Raw genomic sequence first — 17,984 nt, 5'->3', positions numbered from 1 at the left:
GAAGTTCAGATCCAGCTTAAATGGATGTGAGCTTCTTTTTTTAGCCAAGGAGGTCATCGATGTGGAACAGAAGCCTTGTATTGTCCAGCGGGACCGGACCGTGCTGCTGGAAACAGCTCACCCGTCCTTCCAGAAGGCCCGGGCAGAGCTGGCGCAATACGCCGATATGGTCAAAAGTCCGGCCGCATACCATACATATCGCATTACCCCACTATCCTTGTGGAACGCCGCTGCCGCAGGACTGACCGCAGATCACATATGCATAAGTCTCCGGTCGCTCTCCCGGTGGGAGCTGCCTGCGGCGCTGGAGGAAGACATTCGGCGTCTCGTTGCCAGATATGGACAGCTGACGCTGAAGATGCATCCGGCGCGTGATGGCCGGCTGCTGCTTCAGAGCCGGAGTGCATCCGTCCTGGCGGAGCTGAAGGGGTATCCTTCACTGGCCAGCAGCGGTCTCGTCATCCTAAGTGAACTGGAAGCGGAGGCGCCCTCTCGGCTAAGAGGGCTGCTGAAGCAGGAATTGACCCGGCTGGGGTACCCTGTGCTCGATCATGTCGGATATCAGGACGGGCAGTTTCTGCCGCTGGACTGGCGGGACGGGGATCGAAGCACGTCCGGACAAAGGGAACCGGAGCGGCAGGAGCCGCTGTCGGAGCAGACGGGCACTCCCCGGGCCATATCCGCTGCGGCTTCTGCTCAATCAAGTGGGCAGAAAGGCCGCTCTGCAGAGCAAGAAGGCGCGGAGCGGGTCGACGGGATTCTGGCTGGCAGTGTAGCCGCTCCGAAAGGCAGTTTCCGGCTGCGCGACTACCAGAGGGCGGCGGTGGACGCCTTCAAGGAGTCGGGCGGTGAGGGAGGCAGCGGCGTGCTGGTCCTGCCCTGCGGAGCCGGGAAGACGATCATCGGGCTCGCTGCGATGCGCGAACTCCAGTGCGAGACGCTGATTCTGACCTCAAATGCCACGTCGGTCACACAATGGATTAGCGAACTGCTGGATAAAACGACGCTGCTGCCGGAGCAGATTGGAGAGTATACGGGCGAGCATAAGGCGGTTCGTCCGGTGACGGTGGCTACGTATCAGATTCTGACCCATCGCCACCGGAAAGAGGAGGAGCAGTTTCATATGAAGCTGTTCAACGAGCGCCGCTGGGGGCTGATCATCTATGACGAGGTTCATTTGCTGCCTGCACCGGTGTTCCGGGCTACGGCGGATATTCAGGCTACGCGGCGGCTCGGACTGACCGCGACGCTTGTGCGGGAGGATGGCCGGGAGGCGGATGTGTTCTCGCTGATCGGGCCCAAGCGATACGAGATGCCGTGGAAGGCGCTGGAGGAGCAGGGCTGGATCGCGGCTGTCCGCTGTATCGAGGTGAAGGTGCCGCTGCCGGGTCCGATCAAGGAAAGATGCCGGTACAGCGGCAAGCGGGAGCAGTACCGGCTGGCTGCCGAGAATCCAGCCAAGCTGGAGCTGATCAAAGCGCTTGTCCGGCGCCATCCAGGCGCTCAAATTCTGATTATCGGCCAATATCTGAATCAGCTGACCGCCATTGCCCAGCAGCTGCAGGTTCCGCTCATATCAGGCCAAATGCCGCAGCAGCGGCGCCATGAGCTGTATGCCTCCTTCCGCCGGGGAGAGACGCCGGTCCTGGTCGTATCCAAGGTGGCCAATTTTGCCGTTGACCTGCCTGATGCGTCCGTGGCGATCGAAGTGTCCGGGACCTTCGGCTCCCGCCAGGAAGAGGCGCAGCGGCTGGGGCGGATTCTGCGGCCGAAGAGCGGCGAGAACCGAGCCTACTTCTATACGCTCGTGTCCAGCGACAGCCGTGAGGAGATGTTTGCCATGCGGCGCCAGCTGTTCCTTGTCGAGCAGGGCTACGTCTATGAGGCGATGTCGATCCCCCTGGCTGAAGAACAGGGACGGAAGCCAGGCCAGATTGGCGCTGCTGCGGAAAGGGAGGTATCAGGCCAGCGATGACCATACGATCAACGGATCACGAAACGATTGCCGGGCTTAAGCCAGGGCAGCGCGCTGTGCTGGATCAGATATGGCGCACATTCACCAGCACCGGCTTTGATGATGGCAAGCTCCGTGCGCTTCAGGTACAGCGCATGAGCGGGGCTGAAGTCCGGGCGGTCTTTGCCGAGCTGCGCCAGCTTGGATGGGTCCAAGCGGTCATCAAAGCCTGGGGGGAGCGGCTGTATTACATCCCTTTCGACAGGCTGGTCCAGCTTGCGTCGCTTTACGGCGGGCTGGCGGATCGTCCGGATCTGACATCGTCTGTCAGTCTGATCCAGGAGGGAAGGGCCGGCATAGCAACAGATCTGTTCAATGCTTTGGTGTATGCGTCCTTGCATGAGCTGTCACTCACCGCCAAAGGGGTGCTGCACAAGAAGCATATCCAGCGGCTGTCGCAGGTGCTGTCCTTATCCTCTGACGATGTGAGAGGGCTTGAGCTGCCTTACGAACATATTGAAGCGTACCCCCCCCATGTGGCTGTTATGTTGGATTTGCTGCTGGCGCTGGGGCTGCTGCGGCCGGACACAGAAGCGCTTGTCCTGCACAGGCCTTCCCTGGACGCATGGCTGAAGCTGCCCCGAGCGGCGATGGAGAAGCGGCTGTTGCAGTGTCTGATGCAGCGTTATATGAAAAGTGAGCCGGAATTTCAGCACGCGGCATGGCTGCTGTGCAGTCCTCGGCTAGCGGCCGGAGTGTGGCATGCCGACACCCAGCTGCTGCAGCAGCTGGAGGAGAAGCGGCTGCTGCCTGAAGCGAACCGGAGCCGGCTGCTTCAGGCACTGAAGGCGTGGCTTCAGTTGCTGAGCGGAGCGGGCTGGCTGGATCTTGGCGAGAACGAGCGCGGAGACACGCTGTTCCGCTGGCGCATGCGGACAGGCGCACAGCTCTTGGCTGAGGATATCCCTTGGATGGAGGCGGAGGGAGAACCTGCCACGCTGATCGTACAGCCGGATTTCGAAGTGCTGATTCCGCCGGATACGCCGTACACGGTCCGGTATACGGCGGCACGGCTTGCTGAACGGGTGGCCGATGACCATATGTCGGTTTACCGTCTTTCCCGGGAAGCGCTGGCTATGGCTGCGGACGCGGACCTAAGTCCCGGCCAGGCCATTTCCTTTCTGGAGGCGCATGCGGCCGGGGGCATCCCGGACAATGTGGCTGCGGCTCTGCGGCAGTGGTCGGCGGAGATCGGGCGAACGGCCTTTATGGAGCTGACCGTGCTGGCCTGCACGACTTCGGACGAAGCGGATCTGATCGAGAATCATCCTCGGCTCAAGGACGATATCAAGCGACTCGGCCCTCTGTATTTTGCCGTCCAGGCGGACAAGGTCTCGGACATCCGCAAGCTGCTGACGGCAGCAGGACTGCCGCCAAGACGCGGCATGGCGACACTGGAAACGATGGAGCAAGCGGCTGGGATGGCGCATATGAGCCCTATCAGCCCGCCTGTCCCGGCAGTCACCGACAAATATGGCAGCGAAGCGGGGAAAGCGGGCAATGAGAGAGCAGATGACCGCCCTTCCGCGCCTTCTTCCGGTCTTATCCGCATGTCTCATCCTGCGTTGCTGTACAGGCCGGATGAGGCCGAGCCGAAGGAAGACAACAGCCCGGACCTGGCCCAGCTTCCGGTGATGTGGACGCGGGATTACCGTTCATACCATCTGTCTACGGCCAAACAAATAATGGAACAGGCGGTACAGCTGGCCCTCAAGGTCGAAATTTCGCTCGAAGGCAAGAGAAGGGAGTTTATTCCGGTACAGCTGCTGCGGAGCCCGTGGAGGGTCGCTGGCGTCCTCTACGAGCCGGATGCGGATTCCCCTGGCGCCGATGTTCAGCTTGGCGAGGGGCAATGGCAGGAGATGAGGCTGATTGTTCCATAGCAGGCATTGGATTTCCCCCTTCTTAATAGACGTGCGTTATGCTATGATAAAAGAGTCCACCCACCGGGCGGACCAATCTAATAAAGAAGCGGGATGAGTTCATGAGCGTATCGGAAATCAATACGGTCGATATGGCCGAGGTGCTCACCTATGCCTATGAATTGGGCGATATGATCAATGCTTCCGTCGAAGTGGCGGATTATCTATATTGGAAGCAGGCGGTACAGAACGATCCGGAGATTCAGGCTCTGGTCAGAAAGCTTGAGCAGAAGAAAGAGCTGTTCGAAGAGACACAGCGCTTTGGCCATTTCCATCCGAACTACCATTCGGCGAAGGAAGAAGTAAGCGCGGTCGAAGCTGAGCTGGAGGCCTTCGAGGCTGTCAAGCGCTTCAAGCTGGCCGAGAAGAATCTGGACGATCTCCTGCATACCATGTCGGAGAAAATTGCCTACTCCGTATCAGACAGCATCAAGGTTCCAGGCAATGATCCACTGCCGAAGAAGGGCTGCGGAAGCGGCGGCGGGTGTCAGTGCGGCTAGTGCATCTGGCCGGATGACCGAGACGAAAGTGAAGCGAGGGGAAGAGGATGCTGGCGGAACGCACCGGTTACATCATATGGGTAAGCGACGTTAAGGCTGCGAGAAATCTGGAGAAATACGGCAGCGTACATTATATTTCGCGCAGAATGCATTATGTCGTCATGTACGTCAATGCAGACCGTGCTGAAGAGATTATGAAGAATATCCGGAGGCTTTCCTATGTTCGCAAAATTGAACGCTCCTACCGGAATGAGATCAAGACGGAATACAGCAGCAAAGTTCCTGACAAGACCAAATATTTCGGACCGTAACCTGAACGGTTGTCTACGGTTCGCCGCGTCCCATCAGGAATGATGCCAAGCTCGCACGAGCGGCCGAAAGGCCGCTTGTTTTTTTATGCGTCATTTTTTTATCGTGTATTCACCGGTGACTGGCATAATTTGCATTCTAGCGCGATAAAATGATAGAGACACTGGATAAAAATGCAGAAGATTCTAAATTTTACTCAATTGTTCACATCATGTCATGTTTCAATCTTGTGAATATAAGTGGAATGATGTAATATGTTGGGTATATATACTTAGATATAAAGACCCATTTGGTGGAGAGTGATATTCCATGCGCGACAAAGGGACGGAGCGGTGGAGCACCTACGAGCCGTTTTATATAACACTCAATGATAAAAAGGTAGCCGACATCGTCATAACGAACCACGCGAAGAATCGATATACAGACCGGGTGAAGGGCGTTACCACATCGCATGAGGAGATTGGCTCCTGGATGTGGGAGTGCCTGAAGCAGGACCGGATTGTGCCTTACTACCGGAATGAACAGGACGTCTATCTGATCGATGACGACCTGGTCGTTGTGGCCGAATTCGCCGAACTGGAGGAAGAGCGGGATCTGATCGGAAATCCGCTGCACCGGATGATTATTATTACCTTTTTGGGACGGATGTCGGAAACGATTGAGCTTCGTGATCTGAAATCCTATTATTCCTGGCTGCGTCATTCCCGGCGGATGACGTTGATTAAGAACAGCCGCAAACGGAAATAAGGAGCCGCATCAGGGTCATCACCTAAGCGGAATTTAAGCGTAACATATAGGAATCGACATGCGAGCGAAAGCGCGGATGTCTTTTTTGAATGCGCTTGTATGGTAGAATAAACGGTATAGAGGCAGCGAGAGGGGATTGCAGTTATGAATTTTCATCAGCTACATATTTTTTACACGGTGGCGACAGCGGGAAGTTTTTCGGCGGCGGCCCAGGCGCTTCATATGAGCCAGCCTGCGGTGACGATGCAGGTTCAGGCGCTGGAGGAATACTTCGGCACCAAGCTGCTGCATCGCTCCACCAAGCATATGGAGCTGTCCGAAGCGGGGAGGACGCTGCTGCCTTTTGCGCGCAGAAGCTTGGAGCTGTCCCGGGAGACGGATGCGGCGATGGCCGCTTTTTCCAGCAGCTTGCAGGGAAGGCTTCAGCTCGGTGCCAGCCTGACGATCGGAGAATATGTGCTTCCGCGTCTGCTCGGTCCGTTCGGCCGGGAGTATCCGGATATTTCGATCATGCTGAAAGTGATGAACACCACGCAGATTTTGGATGAGATCGCCAGCCATCAGCTGAACTTCGGCCTGATCGAAGCGCCGGTGGATCATCCTGATATGATGCTTGATGCGGTGATGGAGGACGAGCTGAAGCTTATCGTTCCTGCCGATCATCCGCTTGCGCAACAGGATGGTGAGGTCATGCTGGAGGATGTGCTGGCGTATCCTTTTGTGCTGCGGGAGAAAGGTTCCGGAACCCGCCAGGTGATGGAGGATGTTCTGCATGAGCGAGGCATCGATCCCGGCAGCGTCCGCACCGTTATGGAGCTTGGAAGCACCGGCGCGGTCAAATCGGCGGTCGAGGAAGGGCTGGGGATTACGATGCTGTCCACCTCGACGGTCAAGCATGAGACGGCGCTCGGTCTGGTCAAAATGATTGATATCGCAGATGCATCCTTCAAGCGGAAGTTTTATGCCATTCAGCTGAAATCGGCGCTGCTGCCGATGTCGGCGATGACGTTTTTGTCTTATCTTCGCAAGCGGCAGTGGACTTAATAAGAGAATCAGAACAATCTATAAGAGAGGTTGCTGAGCGATGAATATACAGGATGAGATAAAACAAAGGGAATGTGATCTGCATACCCACACCCGTGCATCGGACGGGATGAACACGCCGGAAGAGAATGTGCGGCTGGCGCGGGAACGCGGCCTTGCCGCGCTAGCGATTACGGATCATGATACGGTGGCCGGGATCGAGGAAGCGCTCCTTGCCGGAGAACGTGACGGCCTGACCGTCGTTCCGGGCGTAGAGATCAGCACGATGGCTGGAGGCCAGGACATTCATGTTCTCGGCTATTATGTCGATCACCGGGATGAGACGCTGCTTGCGCGGCTGTCCGAACTTCGTCAGACCCGGGAGCGGCGCAACGACCAGATCATCGCCAACCTGCAGCAGCTCGGGATCGATATAACGATGGAAGAGGTGATCGGCGGTCTTGGCCGACCGCTCAAACCGGACGAAAGCATCGGCCGTCCGCATATCGCCGACGCGCTGGTGCGCAAAGGATATGCGGAGACGATGCGCGATGCATTCGACCGCTATCTGGCCAAGGGGGCCGCTGCCTATGCATCCCAGCCACGCATATCGCCGCAGGAAGCCTGCGCCTGGATTCGCGAGGCTGGCGGCGCCCCTGTGCTTGCCCATCCGGGGTTATATGAAGACGATGAGCTTGTGCGCAGCATCATTGAGCAGGCCAAGCCGGCCGGCATTGAAGTGTACCATTCCGATCACGGGCCGGAGGAAGAGGCACGCTACCTGGCGCTGGCCAAGGAGTTCGGCCTGATCGTTACCGCCGGATCGGATTATCACGGCGTCCGGCAGGGGCAGGTGTTTCACGGTGACATTGGCAGCCGCCGGATTTCGATAGACGTACTGGACCGGCTGCGACAAGCATGCCGAACGACCGGTCTGTAGCGGTTGGCGGCTGTTTTCGTTTGTTTCCGCTAGAAGGAGAAGGCAACTCTATCCTAGCCGCGCATCTGCTGGCGGAGCAGCAGCGAGCTGCCTGGGCGCGAAGGCAGGGACGAAGCCTTTTGAAATACAACGTCCCATTGGAACATAACGAACAGACATGGAATGCACAGACGTGGAATACACAGACGTGGAATACACAGACGTGGAACGAAACAAACAGCCCGGACAAGGTCAGAGCCTTGCCGGGCTGTTTGTTGTGGGGACGCAAGATTCGAACTATAAGCCTGAAACACGCTAGCATATTCTCTCGCTACATAAGACAAACGCAGCATTTACCCGAGTGTCCATGGCAGATTACGGCTGCGAACACCCGGCGTTAGTTCCGGTTGTTTCTGATTACGTTAGGAAGCTGCTTGATCCGCTCCTCGTCCGGGGTCACAAACAGCGTTTTCTGATTGTCGTAGATGACAAACCCCGGCTTGGCACCGCTTGGCTTGCGGACATGCTTGATCAGGGTGTAATCGACCGGCACGCTGCTGGACTCCTTCGCCTGGCTGTAATAGGCAGCCAGCATCGCCGCTTCCTCCAGCGTAGCCTCGCCATATTCCGCGCTGCGGATGACCACGTGCGAGCCCGGAATGTCCTTCGTGTGAAGCCAGGTGTCCGCTGAAGCGGCCAGACGATTGGTCACATATTCGTTCTGGAGGTTGTTTTTGCCAACGTAAATCTCGATGCCTTCGGACGATGTGAAGACGTGCAGGGTCGGCTTGTCGTTCTTTTTCTTCTTTTTGACCTTTTTGCTGCGGTCTCGCAGATACCCTTGCTGGATCAGCTCATCCCGGATTTCGTCAATATCGTTCAGGGAGGCATGGGCAAGCTGCTGCAGCAGATTGTCGATATAACGGATTTCCTCGCGTGTCTTGCCAAGCTGTTCCTCGATGACGGCCAGGCTGTTTTTGTACTTGTTGTATTTCTTGAAATAGCGCTGGGCGTTATCCGATGGCGACAGCAGCGGATCAAGCGGGATCGTCACCTCGGCCTGATTCTCGTCGTAGAAATTCACGAGTCTCGCTTCACGGTCGCCTTTCGCTATGGCATGCAGGGAAGCGAACAACAGCTCGCCGAATATCCGGTACCGGTCCGCATCGTCGGCTTCAGCCAGATCCTCGTGAAGTTTGTCCAGCTTCTTAATGTTCTTCGTCCGCTCGTTCTGAAGGAAGCGAAGCAGATCGCTGACCTTCTGCTTGACCGCATCGCGCTGGGCCTTCTCGCCGTAGAAATTTTCCATGCATGCGCTGACCGATTCGAATGGCGTCGTTTCCCCGCCCAGCATCGTTAGCGGAATGACGGAAAACACCGATTTTCCTTTGGCATTCTCCCCGGATACCGGCGTGTATCGATGCTCTTTCACCTGCTGCATCACATCGTGAAAGGCGCTCCACAAGCTGCCGCAATCCTTCTCGCTTTCCTCCGCCGAATGGCCGCTGCCTTCGCCCGCGCGGTAGGCGATCTCCGATGCAACCAGCGGACTGAGTCCGCTGAACGCGCCGACAAGCCACGAGACGGCCGGCTGCGAATCGAGCAGGCAAGCATCCCGGAAGGACTCCCCATCCACTTCGAGCGGATTCAGCTTGTGCTGCTCGGGCGGCTCCGTGTAGCTGAAGCCGGGCATGACGACCCGATAGCTGCTGATGGCCGGGGTGACGTGATGGATGCCATCCAGAATCGTGCCCGCCGCCGGATCGACAAGGATGATGTTGCTGTGTCTGCCCATAAGTTCAATGATGATCTTCTTCAGGGACACGTCACCAAGCTCGTCGCGCTGCCGGATCGAGATGTGGATAATCCGTTCCATGCCAACCTGTTCGATGTCCTCAATGATGCCGCTCTCACAGTGCTTGCGCATCAGCATGCAGAACATCGGCGCTTCGGCCGGGTTGAGGAAGCTTTCCTGCGTCAGATGGACCCGGGGATAGGTCGGGTTCGCCGACAGCAGCAGCTTCGCATTTCCTTGCTGGGTGCGCAGATGAAGCACGATGTCGCGGTCGTTTGGCTGATATATTTTATTAATGCGGGAGCCTCTGCACATCTGAAGCTCATGCACAATGGCTCTTGTAACAATTCCGTCGAGTGCCATAATCATTCTCCTATCTTCTCGTTGCCCTTCGCTTGAGCACCTCTCTATGATGCCATAATTCCAGCAAAAACTTAAGGGCTATCGTGTGATAATTCAAGACCTGTCCGAATACATTTACGAATGAGAGGGTGGAAAAGCTGTCATCCGCCGGAACTTGCAATCAACCGGGAGGGAAGGGAAGCATGGAACAAAAGCAATGGCACCAGATGAAGACGGAGGAGCTCCAGCAGGCGCTGCAGCTTGATCCGGACCAGGGCCTCACGGAAGAAGAGGCCGGGGAAAGACGCAAAACGAGCGGATACAACGAGCTGTCCGAGGGCGTGAAAATTTCTCCGGTGGCCCTCTTTTTGAATCAATTCAAGGATTTTATGGTGTTGGTCCTCTTGGGAGCGACCTTGATCTCCGGTCTGCTGGGCGAGTACCTGGATGCCGTCACCATCGTGGCGATTATATTCATTAACGGGATCCTCGGATTTATCCAGGAGTTCAGAGCGGAACGGTCGCTGCGGGCGCTCAAGCAGCTGTCGGCGCCGACCACGAGGGTGGTGCGGGACGGCAAGGTGATTTACATTGCAGCCCGGGAGCTCGTTCCGGGGGATGTGGTGCTGGTCGAAAGCGGCGACCGTGTTCCGGCCGATGTGCGCTGGATCGAAACGAACAGCTGCAGCGTCGAGGAATCGGCCCTGACCGGGGAATCGATGCCGGTGAACAAGCATTCGGCCGAAATCCTTGAGGAGGATGTGCCGCTCGGGGATCAGAAGAACATCGGTTTCATGGGGACGATGGTGACAAGGGGGACGGCCCGAGGTGTCGTCATCCGGACCGGCATGGAGACGGAGATGGGCAAAATCGCCGATCTGATCCAAAATACGGAGTCCCAGGAAACCCCGCTGCAGCACCGGTTGGAGCAGCTTGGAAAGATTCTGATCGGCGTCTCCCTCGGCCTTACGATTCTCGTTGTTGTGGCGGGGATCCTGCATGGACAGCCGGTACCGGGCATGTTTCTTGCGGGCGTCAGCCTTGCCGTGGCGGCCATACCTGAAGGGCTGCCCGCCATCGTGACGATCGCGCTGGCCCTCGGCGTACAGCGGATGATCAAGCGCAAGGCGATCGTGCGCAAGCTGCCATCCGTGGAGACGCTTGGCTGCGCCTCCGTAATCTGCTCGGATAAAACGGGCACGCTCACCCAGAATAAAATGACGGTCACCCGGGTGTGGCTCGGGGGGCGTACGATGGAGGTGACCGGGCAAGGCTATGAGCCTGCCGGACAAATTCTGCTCAAAGGAAAACCGGTTGAGCTCCGTTCCGATCAGGCGCTGCGCCGCCTGCTCCAGGTCGGGGGGCTGTGCAACAACGCCGAGATTATAGAAACGGCGCAGGAGGAAAGCCGCAGCCGCCGCAAAGGGAAGGAAGCGGAGCCGGCAGCCGTCTGGGAGCTGAAGGGGGACCCGACGGAGGGCGCGCTGCTGACGCTGGCTTCGAAGATGGGACTAACCCAGACAAGCCTGGCGAACATGTACCAGCGGGACAAGGAATTCCCGTTTGATTCCACGCGCAAGCTGATGTCCGTCATCGTCAGCCATCAGGGAGGCCGCCTGCTGTGCACAAAGGGCGCCCCGGATGTGCTGCTGGATAAATGTACGTATATATTGTGGGACGGCAATGTCGTTCCGCTGACGCCAACGCTGCGTCAAAAAGTGCTCGGCGCCAATGAGAAGATGGCCTCCGAGGCGCTGCGGGTGCTCGGACTCGCTTACCGGGACCTGCGTCCGCATGATAGACCGGAGAGCGAGACGGAAGCGGAATGCCAGCTGATCTTTATCGGGCTCACCGGCATGATCGATCCGCCGCGCAAGGAAGTGCGCGACGCGATCTCCAAATGCCGCCGGGCAGGCATTAAGACGGTCATGATTACCGGCGACCATCGCACGACGGCCGAGGCGATTGCGGCGCAGCTGGGCATCTTGCCGCGCAACGGACTGTCGATGACCGGCCAGGAGCTGGCCCGCCTGGATGACAAGGAGCTTGACGCCAGAGTTGATCAGACCTATGTGTACGCCCGGGTCTCGCCGGAGCACAAGCTGCGCATCGTCAAATCGCTGCAGCGCAAAGGGCATGTGGTGGCTATGACCGGCGACGGCGTCAATGATGCTCCGGCGATCAAGGCGGCCGACATCGGGATAGCGATGGGCATCACCGGCACGGATGTCAGCAAGGAAGCGTCGTCGCTCATCCTGAGCGATGACAACTTCTCCACTATTGTGGCGGCGATCGAGGAAGGGCGGAGCATCTATGAGAATATTCGCAAATTTATCCGCTATCTGCTTGCCTCGAACGTAGGTGAAATTTTGACGATGTTCTTTGCGATGATGATGGGACTTCCGCTGCCGCTCGCCCCGATTCAGATTCTGTGGGTGAACCTGGTGACCGACGGTTTGCCGGCGATGGCGCTCGGCGTGGATCAGCCGGAGAAGGATCTGATGGAGCAGAAGCCGCGCGGCGCCAAAGAGAACATATTTGCCAGACGTCTCGGCTGGAAAATTATTAGCCGCGGCTTCCTGATCGGACTCTGCACGCTCGGCGCGTTCTGGCTGACGCTCCGCATTGCCCCGAACGATCCGGCCCAACTGGCCAAAGCGCAGTCAGTGGCCTTTGCCACCCTTGTCATGGCGCAGCTGATTCATGTGTTTGACTGCCGCAGCTCGCGTTCGATCTTCCATCGCAACCCGCTGCAGAACAAGTCGCTGGTGCTGGCCGTCGCCTCCTCGGTGCTGCTGATGCTCGGCGTCATGTATATCGAGGCGCTTCAGCCGATCTTCAAAACGGTGCCGCTCGGCCTGAAGGAATGGGCGCTTACCCTTGTGGCCGCAGGCATTCCTACCTTCCTGATGGGCGCTGGCAGCGTGTGGGGCGGCAGACGCAACCGCCGCCGGAGCATGATGACGAAGAGTGCAAATATTTCGGCATAAAATGAATTGGATGTCCACTCGAATCTGCGGTATGCTAAGTCCATAAGCAGCAACCGCAGAGGAGATGGATGTAGGATGGAATTTACGAAAATGCATGGCTTGGGCAATGACTTTGTCGTTGTTTACGGTGAGAAGGAGCTTCCGCAGAATGCCTCCGACCTGGCTGTGAAATTATGCAATCGATTCTTCGGCATCGGTGCCGATGGGCTTGTCTATATATTGCCTTCCGAGAAGGCGGATTTCATGATGCGAATTATGAACTCGGACGGCTCCGAGGCGGAGCAGTGCGGCAACGCCATCCGCTGTGTCGCGAAGTACGTCTATGATCACGGGTTGACCACCCGCGAGGAGATTACAATCGAGACGATTGGCGCAGGGGTGCAGAAGCTGCAGCTGACCGTCAGCGGCGGCAAGGTAAGCAGCGTGCGCGTGGACATGGGCGAGCCGGTTCTCGATGGGCTGAGCGTGCCGACTACGGTGGATGCGAATCCTGTCGTCGACCATCCGGTCGAGGTGGACGGACGCGAATTCCGCTTTACCGCGGTTTCGATGGGCAACCCGCACTGTGTGATCTACGTTGACGATGCCGTCAACTTCGATCTGGCTGCGTGGGGGCCGAAGCTGGAGGTTCATCCGTTGTTCCCGAAGAAGATCAACGTGGAATTTGCGACGGTGAACGCGAAGGACCAGGTGGACATGCGGGTATGGGAGCGCGGAGCGGGGCCGACGCTGGCCTGCGGTACAGGCGCTTGCGCAACGCTGGTATCTTCCGTTCTGAACGGGAAGACGGATCGCTCGGCCACGATCTCGCTAAAGGGCGGGGATCTGTTCATCGAGTGGGACGAAAGCGACAATCACGTGTACATGACAGGGCCGGCTGAAATCGTATATAAAGGTACGGTAGCTGAGTAGAACGTGCCTTGCACGACATTTGTATAGAAGTCTTTCCTCGGCGTTGACGAGGATCGGCTCCCAAGCATGAGACAGGGGTCTCGCACCTCGCGCTGTTCTCATTCAGACAGGAGCGATCCATCAGGGCAGCTTCCGGGGAAGGGCTTCTTTTTCGTTATCGGTGGTTTCGGATCATGGGTGGAAAAGGCCTCAAGCAGGAGGGGAGCAGGCTTCGGTTTTTTCGCGTCCGAACTCGCTTTTGTCCCTTTATCTTTGGGAAGGTTTTATGATACATTATTGAAAATAACAATCAGTTGGAGGGGAATGCAGTGAAACCGGATCTGCGACAGGCATTGGAGAAAGAGGTACTGGTCGGCGACGGCGCGATGGGTACCTATTTGTATCAGCAAGGCTTCCCCGTCGGAATTTCTTATGAAGAGCTGAATCTGACCTCCCCGGAGGTCATCAGAAATGTTCATCGCCAATATATCGAAGCGGGGGCCCGGGTGATTGAGACGAACACCTTCTCCGCCAATTACGATAAATTGTCCAAATACGGTCTGGAATCCAAAGTGGCTGAAATTAACCGGGCCGGTGCCATGATTGCGCGCGAGGCAGCGGGCGAGCAGGTCTACGTCGTCGGCGCAATAGGCTCGATTCGCGCCGGGCGGCGGCGGGATCTGTCTTCATCGGAGCTGAAGCGGTATTTCGAACAGCAGCTGGACGTGCTGCTGTCGGAAGGGGTTGACGGCATTCTGCTCGAAACCTTCTATGATGTGGAAGAAATTCAGCTAGCTTTGAAGGAGATGCGCCGGCTGAGCAGCCTGCCGGTCATCTGTCAATTTGCTGTCGAGGATGTGGCGCGCACGCTGGACGGGTATACGATGCCGGAAGCTTGCCGTATACTCAGTGATGAGGGCGCAGATGTTATCGGATTCAACTGCCGCACTGGGCCTAACGGCATCAAGCGCGCTTTGGAGACGCTGGAAGGGGAACTGAATCTTCCGGCTTCGGTCTTTCCGAATGCCGGGATCGCCGATTACGTGGACGGGGAGTACCGCTATGGTGCCAGCCCTTCCTATTTCGGTAGCACGGCTGTTCCTTTTGCCGATCTGGGCGCCAGAATTATCGGCGGATGCTGCGGAACGACGCCGGCGCATATTTCGGAGATTGCCAAGGCGCTGTCCGGCTATACGCCTGTGCCGCTGCCGAAGCGGGATGAAGCTATTCCATCGCGAATTGTGGTACAGGAGCCGGGTTCAAGCGATGCCTCAAGGGGCGATGACCTGAATCAGAGCCCGAGCCTGGTGGATCTGGTCAAGGAGCGCCATACGGTCATCGTGGAGCTTGATCCGCCGCGCGACCTGGACATCACGAAGTTCATGAAGGGGGCAGAAGCGCTCAAAAAGGCCGGGGCCGATGCGCTGACGCTGGCGGACAACTCGCTGGCCGTCACCCGGATGAGCAACATGGCGCTTGGCCATCTGGTGCAGGAGCGGGTAGGGCTGCGGCCGCTTATTCACATTGCTTGCCGGGACCGGAATCTGATCGGCACCCAGTCTCATATGATGGGCTTTGATGCGCTTGGCATCGACCATGTGCTGGCTGTCACCGGCGATCCGGCACGGTTCGGCGATCTGCCGGGGGCAAGCTCGGTGTATGATATGACATCGTTTGAGATCATTCGGATGATCAAGCAGCTGAACGAAGGGATCGCCTTCTCCGGCAAGCCGCTCAAGCAGAAAGCGAAGTTCGTGGTTGGCGCTGCATTTAATCCGAATGTGAAGCATCTGGACAAGGCGGTTCAGCGGCTGGAGAAGAAGATTGCCTCTGGCGCGGACTACATTATGACCCAGCCCGTATATGATCCGGAGCTGATCGTGAAGCTGAAGGAAGCGACCGCGCATCTGGATATTCCGATCTTTATCGGCATCATGCCGCTGGCCAGCGGCCGCAACGCCGAATATCTTCATAACGAGGTGCCGGGCATTCAGCTGTCGGACGCCGTCCGTGAGCGCATGGCCGGGCTTGAAGGCGCTGAAGGCCGGGCGATGGGGGTTCAGATCGGCCAGGAGCTGCTGGAGGTAGCAATGGAGCATTTTAACGGTATTTATTTGATGACGCCGTTCATGTTCTATGAGATGAGTGTACAGTTGATGGAGCATGTATGGGAGAAGTCGGGAAGGCCGACCCCCCACTTGTTTCATTAATAATTTTCAATTACAATAGTGTAATGGATGTGATTTCCGATGTCATTGAGCATGACCGGATATGGCCAGTCCGTTATCGATTTTCAGGGCTATAGCGTGTCGTTTGAGGTGAAGTCTGTCAATCACAGATACTGTGAGGTTGTGTTCCGGATGCCCCGTGAATGGACATGCTTCGAGGACAGCTTCAGAAGGGCTGTTCAGTCCAGAATCGGGCGCGGTCGGGTGGATGTATTTATTAACAGGGAGCACAGCGGCGACAACGCCGATGCGGTGCTGAACCACGCCCGGGTCAAGGCCTATCTGCAGGCCGCCGAGGAGCTGAAAGCCTACGGTATCGAGGGAAGTCTGACGGCGAAGGATATTTTGTCGCTGCCCGACATTCTGGTCAGTCCAAGAGGCAGCCTGCCGATGGACGACAACGGCCAGGAAGCGTGGGAGAAGGCGCTGCTGGGCGGGCTGAACGAGGCGCTTGACGGACTGCTGCAGATGCGAAGCAGGGAAGGGGCGTTTCTGGCCGCGGATATCGAGCACAGGCTTGAACGCATTGAGGCGCTGCACCGTGAGATGACAGAGCTTGCACCGACGGTTCCGGAGGAATACCGGAAGCGTCTGCGACAGCGTATCGAGGCGCTGGATGACGGGTCACTGGCTGTAGATGAACATATATTTGGAATGGAAGTGGCTTTGTTTGCCGAACGCTCCAATGTTGACGAGGAGCTCACGCGTCTTCGGAGCCATCTGGAGCAGAGCAGGAAGCTGCTTCACCATGAAGGACCTGTCGGCCGAAAGCTGGATTTTCTAATTCAGGAAATGAACAGGGAAGTCAATACGATTGGATCGAAAGCCAATCATCTGACTCTGGTAAACCGTGTTGTCGAAATGAAAGCGGAACTGGAGAAGATTCGTGAACAAGCCGCCAACGTGGAATGAGCTCGGCTTGAATCGGCAATAGAGTCAAATGTATAGGGGGAACAACCGCAAAATGGCAATCAAACTCATTAATATTGGCTTCGGAAATATCGTATCGGCCAACCGAATCATTTCTATCGTGAGCCCGGAGTCGGCTCCGATCAAACGGATTATTCAAGAAGCACGAGATCGTCATATGCTGATTGATGCTACATATGGCCGCAGGACTAGAGCTGTTATTATCACCGATAGCGATCATGTGATTTTATCGGCGGTACAGCCTGAGACGGTAGCACACCGTCTGTCCAGCAAAGATGACGACAACGACGAATAGAATGAGGAGTATTATGTCTAAGGGATTATTGATTGTATTGTCCGGTCCGTCCGGAGTTGGTAAAGGAACCGTATGCACGGCGCTGCGCAGCCAGGTTCCGGATCTGGTGTATTCTGTATCGGCCACGACGCGTTCTCCGCGTGCGGGGGAAGTGGATGGCGTCAACTACTTCTTCAAGACGCGCGAGCAGTTCCTTGAGATGATCGAACATGATCAGCTGCTGGAATATGCTGAATATGTCGGGAACTATTACGGAACTCCCCGTGATTTTGTGGAGAAGACGCTGGCTGAGGGCAAGGATATTATTCTGGAGATTGAGGTTCAAGGAGCACTGAAGGTGAAGGAGAAGTTTCCGGATGGAATCTTTGTATTCCTGATGCCGCCGTCTCTGGATGAACTGAAAGACCGGATCAAGGGCCGCGGAACAGAGAGCCAGGATACGATTGACCACCGGATGTCCGTCGCGGTTGACGAAATCAATCTGCTGCAGCATTATGATTATGCGGTAGTGAATGACAAGATTGAGCTGGCTTGTGAACGAATACAATCGATTATTACAGCCGAACATTGTAAAATAAGAAAGTAACCGCCGCTGACCATGTGCAGGGTGAGGTTTTTTTGTGGGTTAAAGAAAGCATGCTTCTCAAGAAGGAGCTGCGCTTTCTTTAATCGCAAGGTAACTTCGGTGTTAGGCGGTTTTGTTTTCCCTTACTTGGAATGAATGGACCTACCCCTCTCACAACGGGGACTTTAAGTATGATGAAAGAGGTGCTGTACTGTGTTATACCCTTCCATTGATGAAATGATGAACAAGGTTGACAGTAAATACTCGCTGGTTGTGGCTGCATCCCGCCGCGCGCGCCAGCTGCGTGAAGGGGCTCCGAGCGAACTGGAGGATCCGAAGTCTCACAAATTCGTAGGCGTTGCGCTTGAGGAGATTTACGGCGACTACATCAAGGTTGAACGGGGAGAAGCGTAAGCTTCCCCGATAGCTGAATAGGACGCTTGTATAAGCACAATGTGACAACCGAAAGGTTGTTATTTTTTTGAATTGAAGTTGTTTGGTATAGGACGGCAAG

At 56.6% G+C, this 17,984-nt stretch carries 15 protein-coding genes; 14 read left to right on the top strand and 1 reads right to left on the bottom strand.

Going from position 1 to position 17,984, the window contains the following annotated elements; all coding sequences use genetic code 11:
* Nucleotides 1–61: 61 nt before the first annotated feature.
* From MKX64_RS00850 to MKX64_RS00820, 7 genes are all read left to right on the top strand, one after another.
* The gene (locus tag MKX64_RS00850; RefSeq protein WP_341035218.1) at nucleotides 62–1,975 is read left to right on the top strand and encodes a DNA repair helicase XPB; all 1,914 of its coding nucleotides are present in this window, start codon (nucleotides 62–64) and stop codon (nucleotides 1,973–1,975) included.
* Nucleotides 1,972–3,897, top strand: coding sequence for a helicase-associated domain-containing protein (locus MKX64_RS00845; RefSeq protein WP_341035217.1), 1,926 nt, complete (start codon nucleotides 1,972–1,974; stop codon nucleotides 3,895–3,897). Before MKX64_RS00850 ends, MKX64_RS00845 begins: the two co-directional genes overlap by 4 nt.
* 101 nt (nucleotides 3,898–3,998) lie before the next feature.
* A complete protein-coding gene (locus tag MKX64_RS00840) occupies nucleotides 3,999–4,436 on the top strand; it encodes a YlbF family regulator (RefSeq protein ID WP_095397519.1) in 438 nt (145 codons plus the stop codon).
* Nucleotides 4,437–4,483: 47 nt separating this feature from the next.
* Nucleotides 4,484–4,747, top strand: a complete 264-nt coding sequence (locus MKX64_RS00835; protein WP_095263294.1) for a YlbG family protein — start codon at nucleotides 4,484–4,486, stop codon at nucleotides 4,745–4,747.
* A gap of 307 nt (nucleotides 4,748–5,054) precedes the next feature.
* On the top strand, nucleotides 5,055–5,492 hold the full coding sequence (locus MKX64_RS00830; protein ID WP_095263295.1) for a hypothetical protein: 438 nt from the start codon (nucleotides 5,055–5,057) through the stop codon (nucleotides 5,490–5,492).
* A 144-nt stretch (nucleotides 5,493–5,636) separates the two neighbouring features.
* Nucleotides 5,637–6,536 (top strand): LysR family transcriptional regulator, encoded by a 900-nt coding sequence (locus MKX64_RS00825; protein WP_095397520.1) that lies wholly within the window; start codon nucleotides 5,637–5,639, stop codon nucleotides 6,534–6,536.
* A gap of 46 nt (nucleotides 6,537–6,582) precedes the next feature.
* A complete protein-coding gene (locus MKX64_RS00820) occupies nucleotides 6,583–7,455 on the top strand; it encodes a PHP domain-containing protein (protein WP_095397556.1) in 873 nt (290 codons plus the stop codon).
* Between the two features lie 376 nt (nucleotides 7,456–7,831).
* Here MKX64_RS00820 and MKX64_RS00815 read toward each other — a convergent pair whose 3' ends face one another.
* Nucleotides 7,832–9,592 (bottom strand): Rqc2 family fibronectin-binding protein, encoded by a 1,761-nt coding sequence (locus MKX64_RS00815; protein ID WP_341035216.1) that lies wholly within the window; start codon nucleotides 9,590–9,592, stop codon nucleotides 7,832–7,834.
* Nucleotides 9,593–9,774: 182 nt separating this feature from the next.
* On the opposite strand from MKX64_RS00815, the gene MKX64_RS00810 reads away from it, so the two are divergent.
* The 7 genes from MKX64_RS00810 to rpoZ all read left to right on the top strand — a co-directional run bounded on the left by MKX64_RS00810 (nucleotide 9,775) and on the right by rpoZ (nucleotide 17,884).
* Nucleotides 9,775–12,561 (top strand): calcium-translocating P-type ATPase, SERCA-type, encoded by a 2,787-nt coding sequence (locus MKX64_RS00810; protein WP_095263298.1) that lies wholly within the window; start codon nucleotides 9,775–9,777, stop codon nucleotides 12,559–12,561.
* Nucleotides 12,562–12,636: 75 nt separating this feature from the next.
* Nucleotides 12,637–13,473, top strand: coding sequence for a diaminopimelate epimerase (gene dapF, locus MKX64_RS00805; RefSeq protein ID WP_095263299.1), 837 nt, complete (start codon nucleotides 12,637–12,639; stop codon nucleotides 13,471–13,473).
* A gap of 308 nt (nucleotides 13,474–13,781) precedes the next feature.
* Nucleotides 13,782–15,662 (top strand): bifunctional homocysteine S-methyltransferase/methylenetetrahydrofolate reductase, encoded by a 1,881-nt coding sequence (locus MKX64_RS00800; protein ID WP_095263300.1) that lies wholly within the window; start codon nucleotides 13,782–13,784, stop codon nucleotides 15,660–15,662.
* Between the two features lie 39 nt (nucleotides 15,663–15,701).
* A complete protein-coding gene (locus tag MKX64_RS00795; RefSeq protein ID WP_095263301.1) occupies nucleotides 15,702–16,592 on the top strand; it encodes a YicC/YloC family endoribonuclease in 891 nt (296 codons plus the stop codon).
* A 52-nt stretch (nucleotides 16,593–16,644) separates the two neighbouring features.
* The gene (gene remA / locus MKX64_RS00790) at nucleotides 16,645–16,905 is read left to right on the top strand and encodes an extracellular matrix/biofilm regulator RemA (protein ID WP_006209218.1); all 261 of its coding nucleotides are present in this window, start codon (nucleotides 16,645–16,647) and stop codon (nucleotides 16,903–16,905) included.
* Between the two features lie 13 nt (nucleotides 16,906–16,918).
* The gene (gmk, locus tag MKX64_RS00785; RefSeq protein WP_095263302.1) at nucleotides 16,919–17,491 is read left to right on the top strand and encodes a guanylate kinase; all 573 of its coding nucleotides are present in this window, start codon (nucleotides 16,919–16,921) and stop codon (nucleotides 17,489–17,491) included.
* Nucleotides 17,492–17,683: 192 nt separating this feature from the next.
* The gene (gene rpoZ / locus MKX64_RS00780) at nucleotides 17,684–17,884 is read left to right on the top strand and encodes a DNA-directed RNA polymerase subunit omega (protein ID WP_095263303.1); all 201 of its coding nucleotides are present in this window, start codon (nucleotides 17,684–17,686) and stop codon (nucleotides 17,882–17,884) included.
* Nucleotides 17,885–17,984 lie beyond the last annotated feature (100 nt).

The sequence above is a fragment of the Paenibacillus sp. FSL M8-0334 genome (genome assembly GCF_038000405.1).
GTDB lineage: Bacteria > Bacillota > Bacilli > Paenibacillales > Paenibacillaceae > Paenibacillus_AQ > Paenibacillus_AQ campinasensis.
Note: the sequence above shows the minus strand (reverse complement) of the source record. Positions and strands in the feature narration are given on the sequence as shown.